20 protein-coding genes and 1 pseudogene are annotated in these 20,676 nt (G+C 36.4%); 10 read left to right on the forward strand and 11 right to left on the reverse strand.

Features of this window, described 5'->3' with window-relative positions:
- Positions 1 to 406: 406 nt before the first annotated feature.
- The 3 genes from VKJ25_RS07350 to VKJ25_RS07360 all read left to right on the forward strand — a co-directional run bounded on the left by VKJ25_RS07350 (position 407) and on the right by VKJ25_RS07360 (position 3,516).
- On the forward strand, positions 407 to 1,516 hold the full coding sequence (locus tag VKJ25_RS07350) for a TRAP transporter substrate-binding protein (protein WP_324235971.1): 1,110 nt from the start codon (positions 407 to 409) through the stop codon (positions 1,514 to 1,516).
- 362 nt (positions 1,517 to 1,878) lie between these two features.
- Entirely contained in the window at positions 1,879 to 2,952 is a 1,074-nt protein-coding gene (locus VKJ25_RS07355; protein WP_324235972.1) for a TRAP transporter substrate-binding protein, read from the forward strand.
- A gap of 393 nt (positions 2,953 to 3,345) precedes the next feature.
- Positions 3,346 to 3,516 (forward strand): hypothetical protein, encoded by a 171-nt coding sequence (locus tag VKJ25_RS07360; protein ID WP_324235973.1) that lies wholly within the window; start codon positions 3,346 to 3,348, stop codon positions 3,514 to 3,516.
- A 399-nt stretch (positions 3,517 to 3,915) separates the two neighbouring features.
- Here VKJ25_RS07360 and panB read toward each other — a convergent pair whose 3' ends face one another.
- The 5 genes from panB to VKJ25_RS07385 form a co-directional block, all read right to left on the reverse strand.
- A complete protein-coding gene (panB, locus tag VKJ25_RS07365; RefSeq protein ID WP_324235974.1) occupies positions 3,916 to 4,695 on the reverse strand; it encodes a 3-methyl-2-oxobutanoate hydroxymethyltransferase in 780 nt (259 codons plus the stop codon).
- Between the two features lie 509 nt (positions 4,696 to 5,204).
- Complete coding sequence (locus tag VKJ25_RS07370; RefSeq protein ID WP_324235975.1) at positions 5,205 to 5,951, reverse strand: DUF4336 domain-containing protein; 747 nt, start codon at positions 5,949 to 5,951, stop codon at positions 5,205 to 5,207.
- A 26-nt stretch (positions 5,952 to 5,977) separates the two neighbouring features.
- Complete coding sequence (locus VKJ25_RS07375) at positions 5,978 to 6,184, reverse strand: glycogen debranching protein (protein ID WP_324235976.1); 207 nt, start codon at positions 6,182 to 6,184, stop codon at positions 5,978 to 5,980.
- Between the two features lie 287 nt (positions 6,185 to 6,471).
- A complete protein-coding gene (locus VKJ25_RS07380) occupies positions 6,472 to 7,095 on the reverse strand; it encodes a ribonuclease H-like domain-containing protein (protein WP_324235977.1) in 624 nt (207 codons plus the stop codon).
- Between the two features lie 189 nt (positions 7,096 to 7,284).
- The gene (locus VKJ25_RS07385) at positions 7,285 to 7,884 is read right to left on the reverse strand and encodes a DUF4126 domain-containing protein (RefSeq protein ID WP_324235978.1); all 600 of its coding nucleotides are present in this window, start codon (positions 7,882 to 7,884) and stop codon (positions 7,285 to 7,287) included.
- 781 nt (positions 7,885 to 8,665) lie between these two features.
- Between VKJ25_RS07385 and VKJ25_RS07390 the strand changes: the two genes are divergently transcribed.
- The 3 genes from VKJ25_RS07390 (at position 8,666) to VKJ25_RS07400 (ending at position 13,543) form a co-directional block, all read left to right on the forward strand.
- Positions 8,666 to 10,156, forward strand: coding sequence for a sigma-70 family RNA polymerase sigma factor (locus tag VKJ25_RS07390; protein WP_324235979.1), 1,491 nt, complete (start codon positions 8,666 to 8,668; stop codon positions 10,154 to 10,156).
- A gap of 550 nt (positions 10,157 to 10,706) precedes the next feature.
- A complete protein-coding gene (gene ilvA, locus VKJ25_RS07395) occupies positions 10,707 to 12,218 on the forward strand; it encodes a threonine ammonia-lyase, biosynthetic (protein ID WP_324235980.1) in 1,512 nt (503 codons plus the stop codon).
- A gap of 251 nt (positions 12,219 to 12,469) precedes the next feature.
- Positions 12,470 to 13,543 (forward strand): DUF3474 domain-containing protein, encoded by a 1,074-nt coding sequence (locus tag VKJ25_RS07400; protein ID WP_324235981.1) that lies wholly within the window; start codon positions 12,470 to 12,472, stop codon positions 13,541 to 13,543.
- A gap of 206 nt (positions 13,544 to 13,749) precedes the next feature.
- Here the strand turns inward: VKJ25_RS07400 and VKJ25_RS07405 are convergent, their stop codons facing one another.
- Positions 13,750 to 14,355 carry a DUF3038 domain-containing protein gene (locus VKJ25_RS07405; protein ID WP_324235982.1) on the reverse strand — a complete coding sequence of 202 codons (606 nt, stop codon included), beginning with the start codon at positions 14,353 to 14,355 and terminating at the stop codon, positions 13,750 to 13,752.
- A 132-nt stretch (positions 14,356 to 14,487) separates the two neighbouring features.
- Here VKJ25_RS07405 and VKJ25_RS07410 point away from each other — a divergent pair, with 132 nt between their 5' ends.
- Together VKJ25_RS07410 and VKJ25_RS07415 are read left to right on the forward strand one after the other, a co-directional pair.
- Entirely contained in the window at positions 14,488 to 15,000 is a 513-nt protein-coding gene (locus VKJ25_RS07410; protein ID WP_324235983.1) for an adenine phosphoribosyltransferase, read from the forward strand.
- A 576-nt stretch (positions 15,001 to 15,576) separates the two neighbouring features.
- Positions 15,577 to 16,599, forward strand: a complete 1,023-nt coding sequence (locus VKJ25_RS07415) for an ABC transporter permease (RefSeq protein WP_324235984.1) — start codon at positions 15,577 to 15,579, stop codon at positions 16,597 to 16,599.
- 425 nt (positions 16,600 to 17,024) lie between these two features.
- On the opposite strand, the gene VKJ25_RS07420 is transcribed toward VKJ25_RS07415, so the two are convergent.
- The 4 genes from VKJ25_RS07420 to VKJ25_RS07435 are packed head-to-tail and all read right to left on the reverse strand — an operon-like array spanning position 17,025 to position 18,765.
- On the reverse strand, positions 17,025 to 17,525 hold the full coding sequence (locus VKJ25_RS07420; RefSeq protein WP_324235985.1) for a PIN domain-containing protein: 501 nt from the start codon (positions 17,523 to 17,525) through the stop codon (positions 17,025 to 17,027).
- A complete protein-coding gene (locus tag VKJ25_RS07425; RefSeq protein WP_324235986.1) occupies positions 17,522 to 17,767 on the reverse strand; it encodes a UPF0175 family protein in 246 nt (81 codons plus the stop codon). Before VKJ25_RS07425 ends, VKJ25_RS07420 begins: the two co-directional genes overlap by 4 nt.
- Positions 17,768 to 17,821: 54 nt before the next feature.
- Positions 17,822 to 18,493, reverse strand: coding sequence for a Uma2 family endonuclease (locus tag VKJ25_RS07430; RefSeq protein ID WP_324235987.1), 672 nt, complete (start codon positions 18,491 to 18,493; stop codon positions 17,822 to 17,824).
- Between the two features lie 35 nt (positions 18,494 to 18,528).
- Positions 18,529 to 18,765 (reverse strand): hypothetical protein, encoded by a 237-nt coding sequence (locus VKJ25_RS07435; RefSeq protein ID WP_324235988.1) that lies wholly within the window; start codon positions 18,763 to 18,765, stop codon positions 18,529 to 18,531.
- A 286-nt stretch (positions 18,766 to 19,051) separates the two neighbouring features.
- Between VKJ25_RS07435 and VKJ25_RS07440 the strand changes: the two genes are divergently transcribed.
- Together VKJ25_RS07440 and VKJ25_RS07445 are read left to right on the forward strand one after the other, a co-directional pair.
- Positions 19,052 to 19,438, forward strand: a complete 387-nt coding sequence (locus VKJ25_RS07440) for a Uma2 family endonuclease (protein ID WP_324235989.1) — start codon at positions 19,052 to 19,054, stop codon at positions 19,436 to 19,438.
- A 9-nt stretch (positions 19,439 to 19,447) separates the two neighbouring features.
- On the forward strand, positions 19,448 to 19,585 hold the full coding sequence (locus VKJ25_RS07445) for a hypothetical protein (protein ID WP_324235990.1): 138 nt from the start codon (positions 19,448 to 19,450) through the stop codon (positions 19,583 to 19,585).
- Between the two features lie 530 nt (positions 19,586 to 20,115).
- Here the strand turns inward: VKJ25_RS07445 and VKJ25_RS07450 are convergent.
- Positions 20,116 to 20,676 (reverse strand): annotated as a pseudogene (locus VKJ25_RS07450) (phosphoketolase family protein); the annotation flags it as partial.

Below are 20,676 nucleotides of genomic sequence, written 5' to 3' on the forward strand. Positions count from 1 at the left end.
ATTGCTATTACGAGTTGATTTATAAATAAAATCTAAAGAAAGTTGGAGCCTCAGTGAATATGGTGTTATTTTTTGCTACAGTTAATTCATCTTAATAACTAATAAGTTGTTTACCTGCGATCGCCAACCCTCAACATCAACCATACCCAAGTGATATGAGTAACTCGTATGGGGGAAATACTCAAGCCTCTAGTACCATTACCCAAGGGGGATATGTTGGCGTAGCATTCCGTAGGAAAAAGCGTATCTCGTAACGCACAAAAACTCTACATATAGTGACTTTGCCTAATTCCTGTATTAAAACTTTACATTTAGATTGAACCTATTGAGATACAATATGCAGCGAAATAGAGAATAATTTTCATTGTATAAGTTGTATATCATAAAACCAAATAATAGAAAAAAAATGAAACGCAGAAAACTAATTAATCACATGGCAACTGCTACAGGCGTCGCAACTTTAGCAGCTTGTACTCAAACCACGACTGAAACTACTGCTACTGATACTAATAACTTGCCCTCCGTAGAATGGAAAATGACTACCAGTTGGCCTCGCTCCCTAGATACAATTTTTGGTGGGGCACAAATGGTGTGCGATCGCGTGGCAGCGATGACTAATGGTAAATTTACTATTACTCCCTATCAAGCTGGAGAAATAGTGGGAGGTTTAGAAGTTTTGGATGCTGTCCAACAAGGAACCGTACAATGTGGCCATACCGCTAGTTACTATTATGTGGGTAAAAATGCAGCTCTCGCCTTTGGTACTTCTGTTCCCTTTGGTTTAACTGCCCAACAACAGAATGCTTGGTATTATCATGGTGGCGGATTAGAAATCATGCACAAGTTGTACTCTGACTTTAATATTATTAATTTTCCGGCTGGTAATAGTGGAGTGCAAATGGGAGGTTGGTTTAAACGAGAGATTAATACAGTTGCCGATCTAAATGGTTTAAGTATGCGCATCCCTGGTTTCGGTGGAGAAGTAATGAAAAAATTAGGAGTAAATACTCAAGTATTACCCGGTGGTGAAATTTATCTAGCTTTGGAAAGAGGTGCTATTGATGCTGCGGAGTGGGTAGGTCCTTATGATGACCAAAAATTAGGTTTACAGAAAGCTGCGAAATACTATTATTATCCTGGTTGGTGGGAACCAGGTCCGACTTTTGAAGTGCAAATTAATCTGGATGAATGGAATAAGTTACCAAAAGAATATCAGGAAATCTTGAAGAGTTCTGCATATCAAGCCAATATAAATATGTTAGCCCGATATGATGCTTTAAATGGAGTAGCATTAGCTGAACTGATAGCAGGTGGTACAGAGTTACGCCCCTACAGTCAAGAAATTTTGGAAGCAGCACAGAAAGCAGCTGTTGAATTTTATGAAGAGAAAGCTGGTGAGGATGCAAGTTTTAAAGAAGTTTATGAACAGTGGAAAAATTTCCGAGAACAAGTTTATAAATGGAATGCTATTAATGAATTGAGTTTTGCTCAGTTTACTTTCAATAATCCTCTATAGTGAAGTCATTTCAGTTATCAGTTATCGGCATTTACTGCTCAATAAACGCGCGAGTAGAGACGTTGTCTGCAAGGTCTCTACTGGGTTATCATTTTATAATGTGGTTGATTAACCTGAAAACTGTTATAACAACCCTGATAGATGTAGGTTGGGTTGAGAGACCGAAACCCAACAAATTTAGTAAACCCTGATAGATGTAGGTTGGGTTGAGAGACCAAAACCCAACAAATTTAGTAAACCCTGATAGATGTAGGTTGGGTTGAGAGACCAAAACCCAACAAATTTAGTAAACCCTGATAGATATAGGTTGGGTTGAGAGACCAAAACCCAACAAATTTAGTAAACCCTAAATATATAAATCAATGAAACGTCGCCATCTAATTAGTTATACTACTATTGCTGCTACAAGTGCAGTTGCTTTACCAGCATTGAGTCAAACTGAAACCCAAGAAATAAAATGGAGAATGACGACCAGTTGGCCGAAATCTCTAGATACTTTGTTTGGTGGATCCCAGAGGATTTGCGATCGCGTCGCAGATTTGAGCAATGGCAAATTTACTATTACTCCTTATCAAGCTGGTGAAATAGTGGGAGGTTTGGAAGTTTTAGATGCTGTTCAACAAGGTACTGTAGAATGTGGTCATACTTCCAGTTATTATTACAGAGGCAAAAATCCGGCTTTGGTATTTGCAACTTCTGTTCCCTTTGGTTTGACTGCTCAACAACAAAATGCGTGGTTATATCATGGAGGAGGTTTAGAAACTATCCAAAAAATTTATGCTGATTTTAATATAATTAACTTCCCAGCGGGTAACACAGGGGCGCAAATGGGTGGTTGGTTTAGAGAAGAAATTAGAAGTTTGGCCGATCTCAATGGTTTAAAAATGCGCATCCCTGGTATCGGAGGGGATGTGATGAGTAAGTTGGGAGTAAATGTGCAGGTGTTACCTAGTGGGGAAATTTATTTGGCTTTAGAAAGAGGTACTATTGATGCTGCTGAGTTGTCTGGTCCCTATGATGATGAGAAGTTAGGTTTCTATAAAGCTGCTAAATATTATTATTATCCTGGTTGGTGGGAACCAGGTCCGACTATAGATGCATTGGTCAATTTAGATACCTGGAATAAGTTACCACAAGAATATCAGGAAATTTTTCAGACTGCTGCTACGGAAGTTAACTTGAATATGTTGGCTCAATATGATACTTTGAATAGTGAAGCGTTGCCAAGGTTGATAGAAAAAGGTGTTCAGTTGAAGGCTTTTACTCCAGAAATAATGGAAGTTGCCCAAAAATTTACTTTGGAAATTTTGGAGGAAAATGCCAGTAAAGATCAAGGTTTTAAAGAAGTTTATGAACAGTGGCAAAAATTCCGAGAGCAAGTTTTTAATTGGAATAAAGTTAATGAGTTAAGTTTTGCTCAGTTTTCTTTTGTGTAGAGAATTTTATGCCGATTTTAGTCACAGCAATAATTTAATTTCTGAGTTTTAATATCAAATCTCCTTGCTTTGGAAAATAAGGTTTGCCATCAGTATTGCCGAAAACTCCTAGTTGGTAGAGGGTACGGTTCCCGAAAAATTGGAGACCCAACCCCTACGGAGAGCGAATTTTACTGATACTACCGAATTTGATGTAACTTCAGCTATAGTTTCCGGTTCAGTAACATACAACATGAATTATAAATTTATATAGCAATCCCAAATAGGTTAGGACATTTTATCGTAGGGGTTTGGTCTCCCAACCCAATCTAATGATGTTGAGAAATTAAACCCCTACTTTTTTTCACAAACCATTTAGGATTCTGATAAAATTAAATTTACAAATTATCAACTATGGAAACATACGCATATAATCAAACTGCTGTAATTTGGGAAAAATCTAATAACATTGAACAACCAGATTGTTCTCCGTGCGATCACATTATGGAATTGTTAGATTTTGGATGGAAAATGATGTTTACACCAGAATGGCTGGAAATTGCTAACAGTGTTCAAACAGACTAATATTACGCAAAGGCACTATATATAGATTTAGATTATTGGTGCGTTGTGCGTTCTTCGCTTTTCATGTCGCGCAGCGTTTCGGCGCTTGAGCCGACATATAAAGCGGAGCTTTGCGGAAGGCAAAACGCAACCTACGAATAGCGTTCGTGCGTAAGCCCTATAATTGATACATTAGGGAATAAGACTCTGTACGGGTAGGTTAAGGTTGATATCATGCACCGTCTAACGGGGCAGGTTTATGTAAATCTGAGAGTAAGCATGGAAATTTCTGGAGAAACCCGTCCCCCATGATATCATGCACCGTCTAACGGGGCGGGTTTATGTAAATCTGAGAGTAAGCATGGAAATTTCTGGAGAAACCCGTCCCTACCCCATGCACTATTTTAAGAGCGGTTGATATTAGTTAGGAAATTTTCTTTCTTTAACTTCCACACTATATTCCTGAACTGCTTGAGTAATACTCTCTCGTAAATTAACATAAGATTTGGCAAAAGGTGGCTGCCTATCAGAAATTCCTAAAATATCATTAATCACTAATATCTGACCATCACAATAAGCACCAGCACCAATACCAATAGTGGGAATAGAAACTTTTTCCGTAATTTCTTTTGCTAAATCTACTCCAATATGTTCTAAAATAATCGCAAAAGCACCTGCTTGTTCTAAAGCTACAGCTCCTGCTAAAATACGCGCACTAGCATCAGGGGTTTTACCTTGTTGACGATAACCACCAAATTGATGTACTGACTGGGGAGTGAGACCGATATGTCCCATAACCGGAATGCCTACGGATGTTAGTTTATCGACAGTTTGAGCGATCGCTTCATTGCCACCTTCTAATTTTACAGCTTGAGCACCTGTTTCTTTAAGTATTTTCCCTGCTGAATGTATAGCTTGTTGAGTGCTTTCTTGATAAGTTAAAAATGGCAAGTCTACCACAAGCAAAGCTTGCTTTACACCACGTCGCACTGCTTTAGCATGATGAATCATTTCTTCCAGAGTTACTGGTAAAGTTGTTTCATAACCTAATGTTACCATTCCCAGAGAATCTCCAACTAAGATTAAATCTACTCCAGCATTGTCTAAAATTTGAGCGATTGTGTAATCATAAGCTGTCAGAGCTACTATGGGGCGACCTTTTTGTTTCCATTGAATTAATTGTCTAGTTGTAATTGCCATTTTTAGTTGTGGGAAAGTCTTTTCAGTTATCAGTTATCAGTTATCAGTACCTCACAACTTTTGCCAGAGGTTAGAAATACTGAATCAATTTTTTTTCATCCCCTTAAAAGGGGAAACTTGAGACCTTATTTATTGGTCAAAAGTAAGAATTTAATCAAGAATATCTCTGATTTTTTCTAATAGACATCTCCTGTGGGAAAGTCAAAAGTCAAAATTCCAAAGTAAGAATTTAATCAAGAATATCTCTGATTTTTTCTAAAATACATCTCCAATAATCAAAAATAAAATTAATTATCCCACATAAATTATCAATTATTCCTGCTATTTCCTACTCCATTTATTTTCAAAATCTAGCCTTTTCCTAGCCAAGCAAAAGCTCGAATTCCCCAGTCAAAATTCCCAAGTAAGAATTTCACTGGGAAAGTCAAAATTCCAAAATTCAGAATTTAATATCGCATATAAATCATCAATTGTTTCACCTTATTCCCTAATCTATTTATTTTCAAAATTTAGCCTTTTCCTAGCCAAGTAAAAGCTCGAATTAATTCAGCTTTACCATTTTCCTTATAGCATTTGCCATGAGACAAAATAATTTTTTCAGTTTCCCATTTTAACATTTTTTGTAAACAGGAACTAGCTGTATCTTTTCTTCCCCAAAATGTCATTTGTAAATCCAGTGGTGCTTTACCATTTGGAGCATTACAACCAGCTAATTTTATTAATAAATGAAGTTTTTTACTAATTTTATTAAGTTCAAAATTTTCAATTAAATCTGCCAGAATAACTGTGGAACTTTGGCGATGAAAAAATACTACTTCATCCATAAATCTACTACCTCGGAAAACTAATTGCTCGATATCTTCTGACCAGTCAATGGGGGCTTCATCATCAAGAAAAGCATCAAAATTTACTTCAATTTTTTGTTTTGCTGCACGTTCTACAACTCCTGGAGAACCCCAGGCAATAGCTTCGGGATAAGCTTTTGCCCAACTGTTAATATGAGCATAATGGATTTTGTTAGGTGAAATTAAGTGACGCACCGAACCCAAAGCATCAATTTTAGCTTTTAATTCTGGAACTAATTCTATGGGAGAATGACACCATAACTTATTATTTTTTAATCGGACAATAGTCATGCGTGTAGGAAATGGAATAAATGTTCCATACATTGCCATTCTCACAATCGGACCATCAACAATCCAAATATTTTCATCTATTGGTTTAAGAACATTCAGTGGTTCATATAATTCAATCATATTTTGGCTAATAGAAACTTGACAGTCTAATTCAATTTTAAAGCACTAACAGGCACTTCATTCCAAGATTCAACAGTTCGTAATCTAGCTTTCCATCCCTCTTCTTTTTGAGTATCAGTTAAATTATTTTTAAAAGATTCATGGCATTCTTGGGCTTGTTGTTCGTTGCAACAGGCAATACAGGAGTAGATAATACCGGATGGATCTATCTGTTCATTTACCCAAATTTTCATAGTTAATAACCTCAGTATGTATTTTAGGACTTAGGAAAAGAAACCCAGTTAATATGATAAACCTTTTATTTGAACAATAGACATTTATGAAACAACCAGGTTTCTTGGTTCTCGTATGGATAATGGTACTTTGTAATTTTTGTGGTTACATAGCACTACGCAAATATTGCTATATTTGCATAGCACTATAATAATATATTTGTGCCCTAATTTATGAGGCCAATAATTGGTTGGAAATTGAAAATTCCAGAAAAAAGGCAAATATAGTCCCACAAATCTCAAGTTAATTAATGCTCAAAAATATCTTTATATTGCCATAAATCTAATCCCACAAATACGGGTAAACATTCAAAACACTTTTGTGCTAATTCCCATCTTTCTTCTCGTTTCAATATATTAGTTAATTTCTCCCGAACACTCAATAAATATCGCACATCATTAGCAGCATAACTTAATTGTTTCTCAGTTAAATTTTCTGCATTTCCCCAATCAGAACTTTGGGCAGATTTATCTAATTCTACTTTTTCTAAATCCATTACCAAGTCTTTTAAACCATGTTTATTTGTATAAGTTCGTGCTAGTTTACTAGCAATTTTGGTACAGAAAATTGGAGAAACTTGAATATCTAAATAATGCTGTAACATTGTTATATCAAATCTGGCAAAATGAAATACTTTAACTATAGTATTTGCCTCCATTAATTGTTTTAAATTCGGTGCTTCTTTTTGCCCTTTTTCAATCCGAATAGCTGTTACTTTGCCTTGAGTATCGCATAACTGAACTAAACATAAGCGATCGCGACTAGGCAATAACCCCATTGTTTCTGTATCTACTGCAATACTATCAGATTGCCAATAATCAGATAAAGTAGTTTCCGTTAAATCGCGATCGCATACTTGAAAATCACTCATTATTCACCTAATAATTACTAATATTTTCAGACTTAGCAATTATAGCAAATTATTTAGATAAAAAACTTTGTACCTTCTCACTTGATTTTTTCTCTTCTGCTCCCCCTTTTTAAGCTATGCTTTACAAGCATCTTGCTTAAAATAAAACTTGACAAATCCTCTCCTCACACCTCCCATTGAGAAATGGTGTTATTCTATTTCAGTTGGTGGTACTTCTGTTTGATTTCTTTTAGTCAACTTACGATGCAAAGTTTTTACTCCTGACCATAATAACCAAATTACTATAAAAACTATTATTGCTGCTAATACTGGTACAGAGATTGCCAACATTGACAACATTGTGGAACTTAATAACTCCATTGTGGAAACTCCAGGATTAGCTAAACCTCCTGTTAGAGATGTGGAAGCTAGTCTGGTGACATCTGTTAAACCTTGGACAGTTCCTGCTGAATCACCACCAACTATTATAGCGATAGTCCATTGTAACATTGGACTCATTTCGCTCACAAATGAGCTTGTAATCATAGTACCCGCAACAACTGCTGTTGGGGTAGCAAGAATATCTAGTAGCTCATCTACCCAAGGAATGTAATAAGCGGCAACTTCTATGAATGCACCTACTCCAAAAGTGACTGTTGCTTCCGGAGTTCCTATCCATGCAAAGTCATTAGATAGTTGCAAATGTCCTGATTGTGATGCAATGCTCATTATCAGTGGAGGCACAAATATCCGAAATCCACAAGCTGCACTTAATCCTACTCCTAGACAAATACCTAATAGAGTTTCCATTTTTTTATCCTCATAAAAACTGTTAATTTTTTGCTCTAATTCTATCGGTTACCTAATGATTATTAGAACTAAAATATAGTACGCATTCAGCTATTAGCTATCAGCTACTCCGAAGACAATGCTGACAAGAAATTAAAAATTATCAACCGGATTTATTGCCCTAATTATTGTTTTTTAAATCACGAAATTTTCTTAATGGCTCCGGTTTTTGTGTAAGTTTTACAAACGTTACATCGAAGGTCCCTGCTTTTTACTTCAGGCAAAAAATTTTCCATAAGCTAACCCTCAATAAAAATAAATTCTAATTGTAATTATTGACATAATGCAATAAATGTGGTACAAGATAATGTACAGATTCTGAAGCATAGCAGTAAAAACATCTTGCTCCGGTGCTAGGTATTCCTTTTTTTTCCATAATTATGACTATTAGGACTAAAGTTATGGGAACCTAGAAATCCGGTTTCTCTTAGAAGTTTACAGTTCAAAACAAGGATTTGCCCAAGAAACCGGGTTCCTCCCGTGTAAGTCCTAACTGTGTAAGACAACCTATCTATCCTCTCAAAATACATACAATAAGGAAACACAAAAAAATGCTTCTTATACATTTGCTTACCTTGAAGAAAAAATAGACAAAATAATTCTCTAAATTGTCATAAATAAGGATTAAAAATATGGCAGCAGATTTCATCAAGTTTTGGCTACAGCTATTACAGGCAAAATGCCTGTTTTATAGATACTGGGAATCTGCTGTCAGATAAATTAATAGTGGAGACGGATGATAATGATAGGGCATTTATTAGAACTAGACGATTTAAAAAAAGTTAGTAGCCCGCAAAAAATAGTAGCTTTGTTTGAAAAACTTGGCTACACTTTCTATCTAAAAAATTTAGATATTGAACAACTAGATTTACCAGACTATTGCAGTGAAATTATTGATAATGCTTACATAATTTCCAGCCCGAAACAAGAGGAATTACAAGTATTTTTAGTGGAGTTAAGACTAGGAAAATTTCCAACCAACTGTAAAGAACAAGAAAAAATAATAACTATTTATCGAACTATCTCGAAAAGCAAAAATAATTTTTTATTAATTGGCACAAATAACTACGATAAGTTAATAATAATTGCGCCTAGAAACAGAAAAAATATAAATATTCAAAATCAAATCAAATGGTGGTTAATTGACTGTAAAAATCCTAGCCATTATGATACTTATTGGCTAGAAAGTGTAACTATAAATTATTGGGAATCTACAGGAAAATTCACCAATAATAAAAACCATACCGAAAATAGCTATGACCCCGATCTAGAACCACCGACTGCAACATTTACTGAAGATTCAACCCAACTTTATCAACAACAAATTAATAATATATCCCGCTTACATCCGGAAGAAGAAATTCATTTAGCACATCAAATTGATGAATTATTATCTTTAAAGCAAACTTATCAAGAATTAGAGGAAAAACTCAAGCGATCGCCTAAGGAACAAGAATGGGCAACAGCAGTAGAAATAAGTCTATTAGAGTTACGCGATCGCCTCCAACAAGGTAGACAAGCTCAAAATAAAATGGTGAAAGCTAATCTCAGACTGGTGGTTTCAATAGCTAAACGATATCAAAACCGTGGGTTAGACTTACAAGACCTAATTCAAGAAGGAAGTATAGGATTAATTCGTGCCACCGAAAAATTTGACCACACAAAAGGTTATAAGTTTTCTACATACGGTATTTGGTGGATTCGACAAGCTATTACCAGAGCTATTTGTGATCATTCTCGGACGATCCGGTTGCCAGTTTATCTCTATGAAACTGTCTCCCAAATGAAAAAAATAGTTAAACAAATGTCAATAGAATGTTTTCCTCTAACAGCAGAAGAAGTAGCGACACGGATGGAGATGACCACAGAGAAATTGCGATTTATTGTAGAATGCGCTCAAGAAACTCTATCTCTAGAGGAAGTACTTATTAGTCAAGAAGAAAATATTATCTATCAGAAAGCGATCAAGTTTGATGGGAAAACACCAGCAAAATATGTCTTTGAAAGTTGCCTGGAAGAAGATGTAGAAACTGTTCTCAAAACTTTAACTGAACGTGAAAGAAGTGTATTGCAAATGCGATTTGGTTTTGATGATGGTCAAGAAAAGACTCTGAAAGAAATTGGCGAGCTATTTAATTTAACGCGGGAAAGAATTAGGCAAATAGAAGCTAAAGCATTGAAAAAATTGGCAGATCCTAGACGGAACCGTATTGTCAGAGAATATATTCGCTAGAAAATGATATGGTGAAAAAGTATTTTTAAGGGGATGGGGGGATGGGGAGTATTTTTTTTTCCCAACTCTTACCTCTTGCCCAAAATACGCTGGTTGAAGAGATAGTCGGAAGAACCTTGATTTTTCTCCCCTTGTCTGGTTCAATTTAGGAAGTAGTTAAGATTGAATAATTCATAATTAATCAAGACTTACGCACTCGCAACGTATTTTTGTCATTGATCGCAAGGATCGTTGGCGAAGCAGTCCATCAGGATAGCAATCTCAAACCTTGAAGTTGCGTTTCTAATGCGTAAGTCTTATAATAATTATCTCTTCTTATAAAGAAGAGGAACAGAGAAGCTATAAAATAGACATCTCCAATAATAAAAATAAAATTAATTATTGCACAGAAATTATCAATTATTTCCCCCTATTTTCTACTCTCTATTCCCTAATTATAGCAGTCGAATATTGGGCGCGGACATCTCTAAATCCTGAATTTTTGAGAACCTCCTGTTCCCTGTTCCCTGTTCCCTGTTCCCTGTTCCCTAGCGCTATAATAAAAAAACCTATGTATTGTGATTACCTAGTACAAATTCTCACCGCCCGCGTCTACGATGTAGCTCAAGAATCACCACTTGAACCTGCTCCCAACCTGTCAACTCGCCTAAATAATAACCTCTTACTTAAACGAGAAGATATGCAGTCAGTCTTCTCCTTCAAACTCCGGGGAGCTTACAACAAAATGGCTCAACTCCCCTCCGAAATTCTTTCCCGTGGAGTTATAGCAGCTTCCGCAGGCAACCACGCTCAAGGAGTAGCTCTCGCTGCAACTCACCTCAATACCAAAGCCATAATTATAATGCCAGTAACTACCCCCCAACTAAAAGTTGATGCTGTCAGAGCTAGAGGAGGAGAAGTTGTTTTGCATGGGGAAACTTTCGATGAAGCTTATAAATACGCTCGGCAACTGGAAGCAGAAAAAGGTTTAACCTTTATTCATCCTTTTGACGACCCCTACGTGATCGCCGGACAAGGTACAATAGGTATGGAAATTCTCCGCCAATGCCAAAAACCTATCCATGCAATATTTGTTGCCATCGGTGGTGGTGGTTTAATTTCCGGTATTGCAGCTTATGTCAAACGGTTGCGCCCCGAAATCAAAATTATTGGTGTTGAACCTGTGGATGCTGATGCTATGTCACAGTCTTTAAAAGCTGGACACCGAGTTCGTTTACCCCAGGTAGGATTATTTGCTGATGGCGTAGCAGTACGAGAAGTAGGAGAAGAAACATTTCGTCTTTGTCAACAATATGTAGATGAAATTATTCTCGTAGAAACTGATGATACTTGTGCTGCTATTAAAGATGTTTTTGAAGATACCCGTTCCATTGTTGAACCCGCTGGCGCCTTAGCGATCGCCGGAGCCAAAGCTTACGTCGAACAAAAACAAATTCAAGGAGAAACTCTCATAGCTGTCGCCTGCGGAGCAAATATGAATTTTGACCGTCTCCGGTTTGTCGCCGAACGTGCCGAACTAGGAGAACGTCGAGAAGCTATCTTTGCTGTTACCATTCCGGAAACTCCAGGTAGTCTCCGCAAATTTTGTGACTGTCTTGGTAAACGTAATATTACCGAGTTTAACTATCGCATTGCCCACGAAAAAGAAGCACATATTTTTGTGGGAGTGCAAATAAAAGACCGTGCTGATGCTGCCAGAATATTAGAAACATTTGAAACCCAAGGTATGAAAACCATAGATTTAACAGATGACGAACTGACAAAATTACACCTGCGTCATCTCGTCGGGGGTCGTTCTCCCCTCGCCCACCATGAACTACTTTACCGTTTTGAGTTTCCCGAACGCCCAGGGGCATTAATGAAATTCGTCGCCTCCATGAGTCCCAACTGGAATATTAGTTTATTCCATTATAGAAATAATGGGGCAGATTATGGACGTATTGTGGTAGGAATCCAAGTCCCCCCCTACGAGGTGGCCGAATGGCAAGCTTTTCTCCAGAGCTTAGATTATCCCTATTGGGATGAAAGCAAAAATCCAGCTTATAAATTATTCTTGGCCTAGTTCAAAATAATTTTTATGCTCAACTACTCCCTGATTATGCTATGGTATATACTGTTTCATCTCCTACTAGCTACCTGGTAGTCTTGTAGAAGTAGTTGTTTCAAGTCGTTTTCATACTAATTCACTCTAAGGATGTCACAAATCTCTATTAAGAGAGCAGAACTAGAGGTAATTAAATTAATGGAAACTTAACTTGACCTGTATGTGTGAAAGATGAAATATTGGTCATACTAGATAAACTGAAAAATTTGGTGCAATTAAAAACTGTTCTTGCTCAAGCAACTGACGTAAACTTAACTGATTCAAAAATAAAGTTACCCTTTACTCTCCAAGAAGTCAAAGCAGCTATTCCTCCCCATTGTTTTGAACCTTCCCTCTGGAGGTCTCTCAGCTACTTCTTTCTAGATATTGGGATTATCGCAGGTCTATATGCCATTGCCTATAATTTAGATTCATGGTTCTTTTTTCCCCTCTTCTGGTTAATGCAAGGAACCATGTTTTGGGCATTATTTGTAGTTGGACATGACTGCGGTCATGGTTCCTTCTCCAAATCCAAATGGGTTAATAATTTAATTGGGCATTTGTGCCATATTCCCATTCTCGTGCCATACCACGGTTGGCGCATTAGTCACAGAACTCACCATGCCAATACTGGAAATATAGACACTGATGAAAGTTGGTATCCAGTGTCTGAGAGTAAGTACAATAATATGTCTTGGCCTGAAAAGATAGGTCGCTTTTATATAGTATTACTTGCTTATCCATTCTATCTATTTAAGCGATCGCCTAACCGCGAAGGTTCCCATTTTATGCCTGAGAGTCCCTTATTCCGTCCTAATGAAAAATGGGATGTGTTAACCAGTTCTGCACTCTGGATGTTAATGGTAGGATGCCTCGGTTGGCTAACTTATCAATTTGGTTGGGTCTTCCTGGTAAAATATTACCTAGTTCCTTATATCATATTTGTCATCTGGCTAGATTTAGTCACTTTCCTACACCACACAGAACCAGACATTCCTTGGTATCGTGGAGACGACTGGTATTTTCTCAAAGGTGCATTATCAAGTATTGACCGCGACTATGGTTTCATTAATTCTATTCATCACGATATTGGTACTCATGTCGCCCATCATATCTTTTTGAATATGCCTCATTATCACTTGAAAACAGCAACTGAGGCAATCAAACCTATCCTGGGTAAATATTATCGCCAGTCAAGTGAACCAATATGGAAGAGTTTTATCAACTCTTACCTGAATTGTCATTTTGTCTCAGACGCAGGTTCCCCAGTATATTATCAATCAGATTGGAAAAAACCCTCCTAATTAGGGTTTGCGATTGGAAGTCTGATGGTGAAAGTAGGGAGTAGGGAATAGTTAGGGGTGGCTAATTAAATATCAAAGGTTTTCCTGGTAAAAAAAATTTTAGCCTTTTTAAGCCTTGAAATAGTTAGGCTACAAAATTACTCCCTATTCCCCCATCACCCCATTACTTTATCTCCTGAAAAATACTTTTTCAGCAAACCCTAGTGTTAGATTACTTCCCCATCAAACAGACTAATCCAAAATCTCTGCATACCCGACGTACCAGTACAGAATAGCAATTTACCTAATAATTCTAAACCTAATTGATTTAACTTTTCCTCGGAATTGTAGGCCATGACACCAGAACGCCGAGGGTTCATACGACTACGAAAATGCGCTCTAAACTGTTGCAAATAAAAGGATAATTGTAAATGACTTTCTAATGGTAACTGTTTTTGGCTTAACTGTTGATAATCAAATAAAAGTTTCCGAACTGGAGCGGTTAAACGTCTGGCCAAGTGACCGATAATAATTACGAGGGCCTTAGCTTCGGTCAATGTTAAGGGACGGCGTTGACTATTTTGACGTAGGGGATTTGTACTACGCAATCGCCACAAAAAAACACGATTAGGAATAATCTCTTCTAGTTCTAAGTCTTTGACAACCTTCAGCATTATTTCAGCTCCTCCAAGTTGTAAAGCTTCAATGGCCAAAAGCATTAAATCAATTTGGGTTCTAGTTCTTCGGGGACACCCACCATCAGGGAGAGGTATATCTGGTAAATTATTCAATATCAATGTTTTAGATGGACTGAGAGAAGTTTTTAATTCCATTACTTTATGTAGCAATATTCTCTGTTTTTATAGAAAGAAATATAGTTCGATTACTGAATTTTGTTTCAATGATACAATTTCTTGCTCCAAATCTGATATATTTTTAACTTTGACTTTTAACTTAAAATTATAATGGAACTAAAAAATTTAATTCGTGATATACCAGATTTTCCTAAAGAGGGAATTTTATTCCGGGATATTACTACTCTTCTCAGCGCTCCGGATGGTTTACGTTACACTATTGACATTTTGACCGAAAAATGCTTAGAATTTGAACCAGATTATATAGTAGGCATTGAATCTAGGGGCTTTATTTTTGGTGTGCCTTTAGCCTATAAGTTGAAGATCGGTTTTATACCAGTCCGTAAACCAGGAAAGTTACCCGCAAAAGTTTACTCAGTTTCTTATGATTTGGAGTATGGCCAAGATAGTTTGGAAATGCACCAAGATGCAATGGCATCAGGTAGTCGAGTTTTAGTAATTGATGATTTATTGGCAACGGGTGGTACTGCGGGAGCTGTAGCTCAATTAATAGAAAAAGCAAATTGTAATTTAGTAGGTTTTGGTTTTGTGATTGAGTTAAAAGATTTAGGTGGGCGTCAAAAATTGCCAGAAGTGCCAATAGTGAGTTTGATTGAATACTAAAAATAGGGAGTAGGGAGTAGGGAGTAGGAAGTAGGAAGTAGTATTTAGGATGAATATTTATAATTTATATGTAGCTAGTAGCTATCAGAAATGATTGGTGAAAAAAGCTGTAGGGGTTTAGTTTCCCAGTCCCATTTTCCTGGAAGTTTGGAGATAAAAACCAAAGGATAAAATATCACATATTAGGGAGTAGGGAGTAGTTCAGAAGTAGTATTTAGGATGAATTTTTATATATAAAATATAGAGTAGGGAATAGCTATCAGAAATGATTGGTGAAAAAAGCTGTAGGGGTTTAGTTTCCAAATCCCATTTTCCTGGAAGTTTGGAGATAAAAACCAAAGGATAAAATATTACATATTAGGGAGTAGGGAGTAGGGAGTAGGGAGTAGTTCAGAAGTAGTATTTAGGATGAATCTTTATATAAAATAGAGAGTAAAAAGTAGTATTTAGGATGAATATCTATGGCAGTAGCTACCAGAAATGATTGCTAAAAAAACTGATTTATCCGGAACCGTAATTCTTATCTATTCCCTGTTCCCTGTTTCCTTATAGTTAATTTAATTAGTGGAGAGAAAATTGAACTTATTAAACAAGCTAAAACAACTAATTGTCAATGAAACTGTTGCTTATATATTCAAGAGATTATTACAAGCAATATTAACTTTATTCCTAGCATCAGCTCTGTGTTTTGCTGTGATTCAATTAGCTCCAGGTAGTTACTTAGATACTTTAAGTCAAAATCCCCAAATTTCTCAAGAAACTATTGAACAACTTAAACAACAATTTGGGTTAGATAAGTCTCCTTTAGAACAATATTTGCGTTGGTTAAACAGAATTATTACCAATGGAAATTTTGGTAAAAGTTTTGTGTTTCAACAACCAGTAGCAGATTTATTATGGGAGCGAATACCTGCTACCTTACTTTTGTCTATTTCTTCCTTAATAATGACCTGGGCGATCGCCATTCCTCTGGGTATTATTGCGGGAGTTAATCAAAACCGTTTTTTAGACCGTTTTCTCCAATTAATTAGTTACACTGGTCAAGGTTTTCCTAGTTTTATTACTGCTCTATCTTTATTATTTTTAGCTCAAAATCTTTCTCCTTTATTACCTGTGGGAGGAATGCAAAGTATCGACTATGATGACTTCTCTTTGATCGGTAAAGCTTTAGATATGGGTTGGCACATGATTTTACCAACTATTGCTTTAAGTATTACCAGTTTTGCAGGTTTACAAAGGTTAATGCGGGGGCAATTATTAGATGTTTTGCGACAAAATTATATTCAAACAGCAAGAGCAAAAGGTCTACCTGAGAATCGAGTAATTTATGTTCATGCCTTGAGAAATGCTATTAACCCGATAGTAACTTTATTAGGATTTGAATTTGCTACATTATTAAGTGGTTCTTTTATTGCTGAATATTTCTTTAATTGGCCTGGGTTAGGTAGTCTGATTTTGGAAGCAGTAAGAAACCAGGATTTATATTTAGTAATGGCAAGTTTAATGATGGGTGCTTTAATGTTAATTATTGGTAATTTGTTAGCTGATTTATTGTTGAAAGCTGTAGATCCTAGGATTAAATTGGAAAGTCTGAAATAGTTATTTAGTTATCAGTTATCAGCAGATTCTAAGTATATGAAGCACAAATATTAATAATTAGGGCTTGCTGAATAAAGTCTTTTTGTAGAGGTAGGGAGTAGTTAAGAATTAAGAGTTGGAGGAAATTGTAGAAGAGATAGTTGTTCATAATAGCCTCTTAATTTTTTTCCCTCGCGTTACTCTAAAATACTCACTCTTTGATTTTTCGGGAACCGTGCTTGTTCAACCTAAAAACAGGTACTTTTTTCCTACCTAAAAATCCTAAAATCTTTATCTGTGAATGTTTTGATAAATAATTCAGCAAACCCTAATTAGAACACTTTCTGTTGTTATGAGGTACATCTATCACGGGCAAGAGTTGGAAAAAAATTACTGCCCTATTCCCTAGCTTATCTACTTCTTCAAAAAGTGTTTTTCAGCCAACCTTAATTATTTTCCTCTCCTGCTACAATTAAAACTTCTGTGTAAAGTTGATTACTGACTCGAAATTTAGCCTGTTTAATTAAAGCGTTAATTATTGGTCTAATTTTTGTTACTAAACCTCGTTGCTTTGCTACAAGTAGAATGCCTAATAATCCAGTAATATTTAGCCCTAAATTAGTTGCTTTTCTACGCCCTAAACGTTCATCAATTAGCAATTCGTCTGCTTTAATTTCTAAGGCCAAAGCAATTGCTTCAGACTCACCACGATCCAGATTACAATTACTTTGTAATGTTTCAATTAGTTGAATATTAGTTGGTTGACAAACCTCTATCCAATCAAGGGATAAAATTTGCTTGATTTGCAAGTTATCTTTACCGGCCTGCATAAGTTCATTGGCCACCCCAGGAGGAATAAATACCTGTCCATAAATTTGTTGGAGCAAAGGTAGATGTTCTACAATTGCTAATCCATTGAGAGGAGATGTATCACTGACAACAATCATAACCACCCTTTAGCCTGGAAATGCTGAATATCTTCCTGCAATTCTGCCACATCATAATGAATACAGATACCACGCTCTGCTATCAACCTTTGAAAACGAATCTGTGACATATTTAATAATTCTGCTGCCTTTCCCAAGCTAATTTTTTCTTGCTGAAAGAGTAACAGAATAATCTCAACTAACAGTTCATCTTCTGATAAACCACTAGCTTTTATAATTTCATTAGAAATAATTAAACTCACTTTTTTTAACGTCCTTTATTAATGGATAATGAATAATAATTAAAACTATCTTTATTAATTATTAATTTCTTTGTGCTTGGTTAATTCTGAAAAACGTTGTAATAACCAACTTCCTACCTGTGCTTGGTCTTCCGTGCGACTGCGACTTAAAGCACTTTCCAATATAGCAATATTCAGACCTGATAAAACTAAGGATTCTTTAATTCGCTGACTACCATTATTGTCGATAATAGCAAAAGCAATAATTTCAGCTTTTTGTACATCCACTACCCAATATTCTGCTACTTGTATTTCCTCATAAAGCAACCTTTTTTGACCAATATCATCAGCTAAAGTAGAATCAGCAATTTCTATGACTAAATCTGGTGGTGGTGTGGAATCAAGATTTGTAATAGCTGTTCCCTTCGGTGCTAAGTTCGCACGTTCCCCAATATAATAAGATATATCTGGTTGACATTCTCTGATACCTACCATCCGATAACTACAGTTATCCAAACTATTGAAAGCCAGACCTTTGATAGTGCAAAACAGATTTATGGCAAATAGAATAGTAGCATTATCTCTAGAATGGTTCGGTCCTATTGGCATGGTTTCAATTCTAATATATTCATTGTGGTAATAGCATTTAGCTTTTTGATAAGCAGGGTTTTCCGTCATCTGGATAAATTCATCCCAGGTAGCGATTACCCATTTATCTGTTGGTAGTTGTGTTCCTATCATATTCATTAAAATTATATTTGTATCTCATAAATATCAATAACTTATCTTGACAAGTCAATATTATCTAAAGGTAATAACCGTTCATCCACGTCTGGAAAATCTTCATCTAAGAGTTCGAGAGTAGAAAGAGTTTGCAGGAGAGATTTTTTCTGGAAAGGAGGAATAATAGCTAAGGGAATACCATTTTGGATGATAGTTAGGGGTTCCCCTGTTTTTTGGGTTTGGTTAATTAAGTTTTGAACTGGTTCGGGAAATTCTGCCAGGGGTATTTGTTTCATGTTTAGTTCTGGAGTTAGGGATTTTAGTCCATAATAACAGCTAAATGTAGTGGACTGTTTCACCTAAAACTGTGCATAATTATTTGTCATTGCGAACGAATGTGTTTGCGTAGCATTCCGGACCGAAAGCAATCTCAGGCCAACTTCCTATTGCACCATTTAAGATGAAACGGTTCAGTAGATTGTGATAAAATCAGTTTATACAACTGTACCAAATCAAGAAGTTGTAGGGAGAAAAATTTATAAATTTATATCTGTTTTCTGTTGCTTAAAAAGGAGAAAAATTATGATTGCTGAAGGTCAAAATTATCAAAAAATGAGTCCGGAAGAATATCTCGAATGGGAAGCAACACAGGAACTTCGTTATGAATATATTGATGGTGAAATTGTTGCCATGACTGGGGGAACTATTCCTCATACTAAAATTTACCTCAATTTCTACAGAGCTTTGTATACTCACCTAAGTCAAAGAGGTTGTGAAGCTTATGTTGCAGATGTGAAAGTTCAGGCGAATGAAAACAGTTCTTATTTCTATCCCGATCTGGTGGTTACTTGCGATCCTGACGATCTAAAGGCCCGTGACTTTATCCAACATCCGAAAGTTATTGTTGAGGTATTTTCCCCAAGTACAGTAAGTTACGATCGCGGTGATAAGTTTAAATATTATCGTTAAATTCCTAGTTTGCAAGAATATGTATTGGTAGACTCGGAATCAACTTTGGTAGAAATTTATCGTCGAGGAGAGGGGAAAATGTGGCTTTGCAATTTTTATGAAGCAGGGGAAGCGATCGCTTTTTCAAAGTCAAAATTCAAAAGTTAGAAATTTGTAGTGGACTGTTTCATCTGAAATGATGCAATAGATTTTTGTTGGGTTGAGGTACGAAACCCAACAAAAATCTTTTCTCCCCTACTCCCTTACTCCCCTGCTACCCTACTCCCTAATGCACTATTTTAGGTGAAACAGTCCAGTAGGGTGCGTTACGCTGCGCTCCAGTTCCATGTCCTGGTACATTTCTATAGAATACTCTGACAATACTAGGTTCTAGTCTAGAACCTATTTATTTTGAGGACAAAAAACAATTTGCCAGAGTTATTGTCAGGATTAGTACTAGGAGAGCTAAACCAAGGAAGCGACGTAGATGTTTCATCTGTTTTAGTAGTTCGGAAATTATATTTTTCTTGATTTTAGCTAGAAATTACAGCAATTTCGGAGTTAGTGAGGTACAAGGTTTTGTTTAGTAATGAGTGGTAACACAAGCATCCTGCTTGTACAGCCTGGAAGGCTGTGTTACCTGAGTGGTAACACAAGCATCCTGCTTGTACAGCCTGGAAGGCTGTGTTACAGTAAACTTAATTCAACAATTCGATCGCCCGCTTAGTCAAAGTTTCACCAGTCAAACCATTAAAAGCCATCACTTGACCAGCACTGGAAGCAGTTTCACCGCGACGCCAGGCAAAAGTATCCCGCTTAACCTGACTCCGTAACATAATTGGTTCCAACATCAAACTGGCGCCACCAGTCACACCAATCAAAGCATCACCACCGAATAATTTCTCGAAACCAGCATCATCCAAAAATCCGCCATCAGCTTCAGAACAAGTATCCCAACCTGTATCCTGGGGACGATACAAACGCCGAGGGTTAATCACAGAAACTATTCGCACTCCAATACCTTCAATTTGCAAAGAGGCAGCAGCTTCAAATACTGGAATTAATGGCATATCTCCTACCACTGCAAACACAACAGTCTTCTTCCCTGCTTTCTCCTCAAGCACAATAGCACCATCCTGCAACCCTTGTCTTGCTTGTTCAAAAGTAGTTCTAATAGGTAAAGGCGACTTACTAGCAGTAATAGTAACACCTTTATTTTTAGTAGTCAACGCCCAGTCATAACAAACTTGAATACTATT

Source organism: Okeania sp. (assembly GCF_035285525.1).
Classification (GTDB): domain Bacteria; phylum Cyanobacteriota; class Cyanobacteriia; order Cyanobacteriales; family Microcoleaceae; genus Trichodesmium.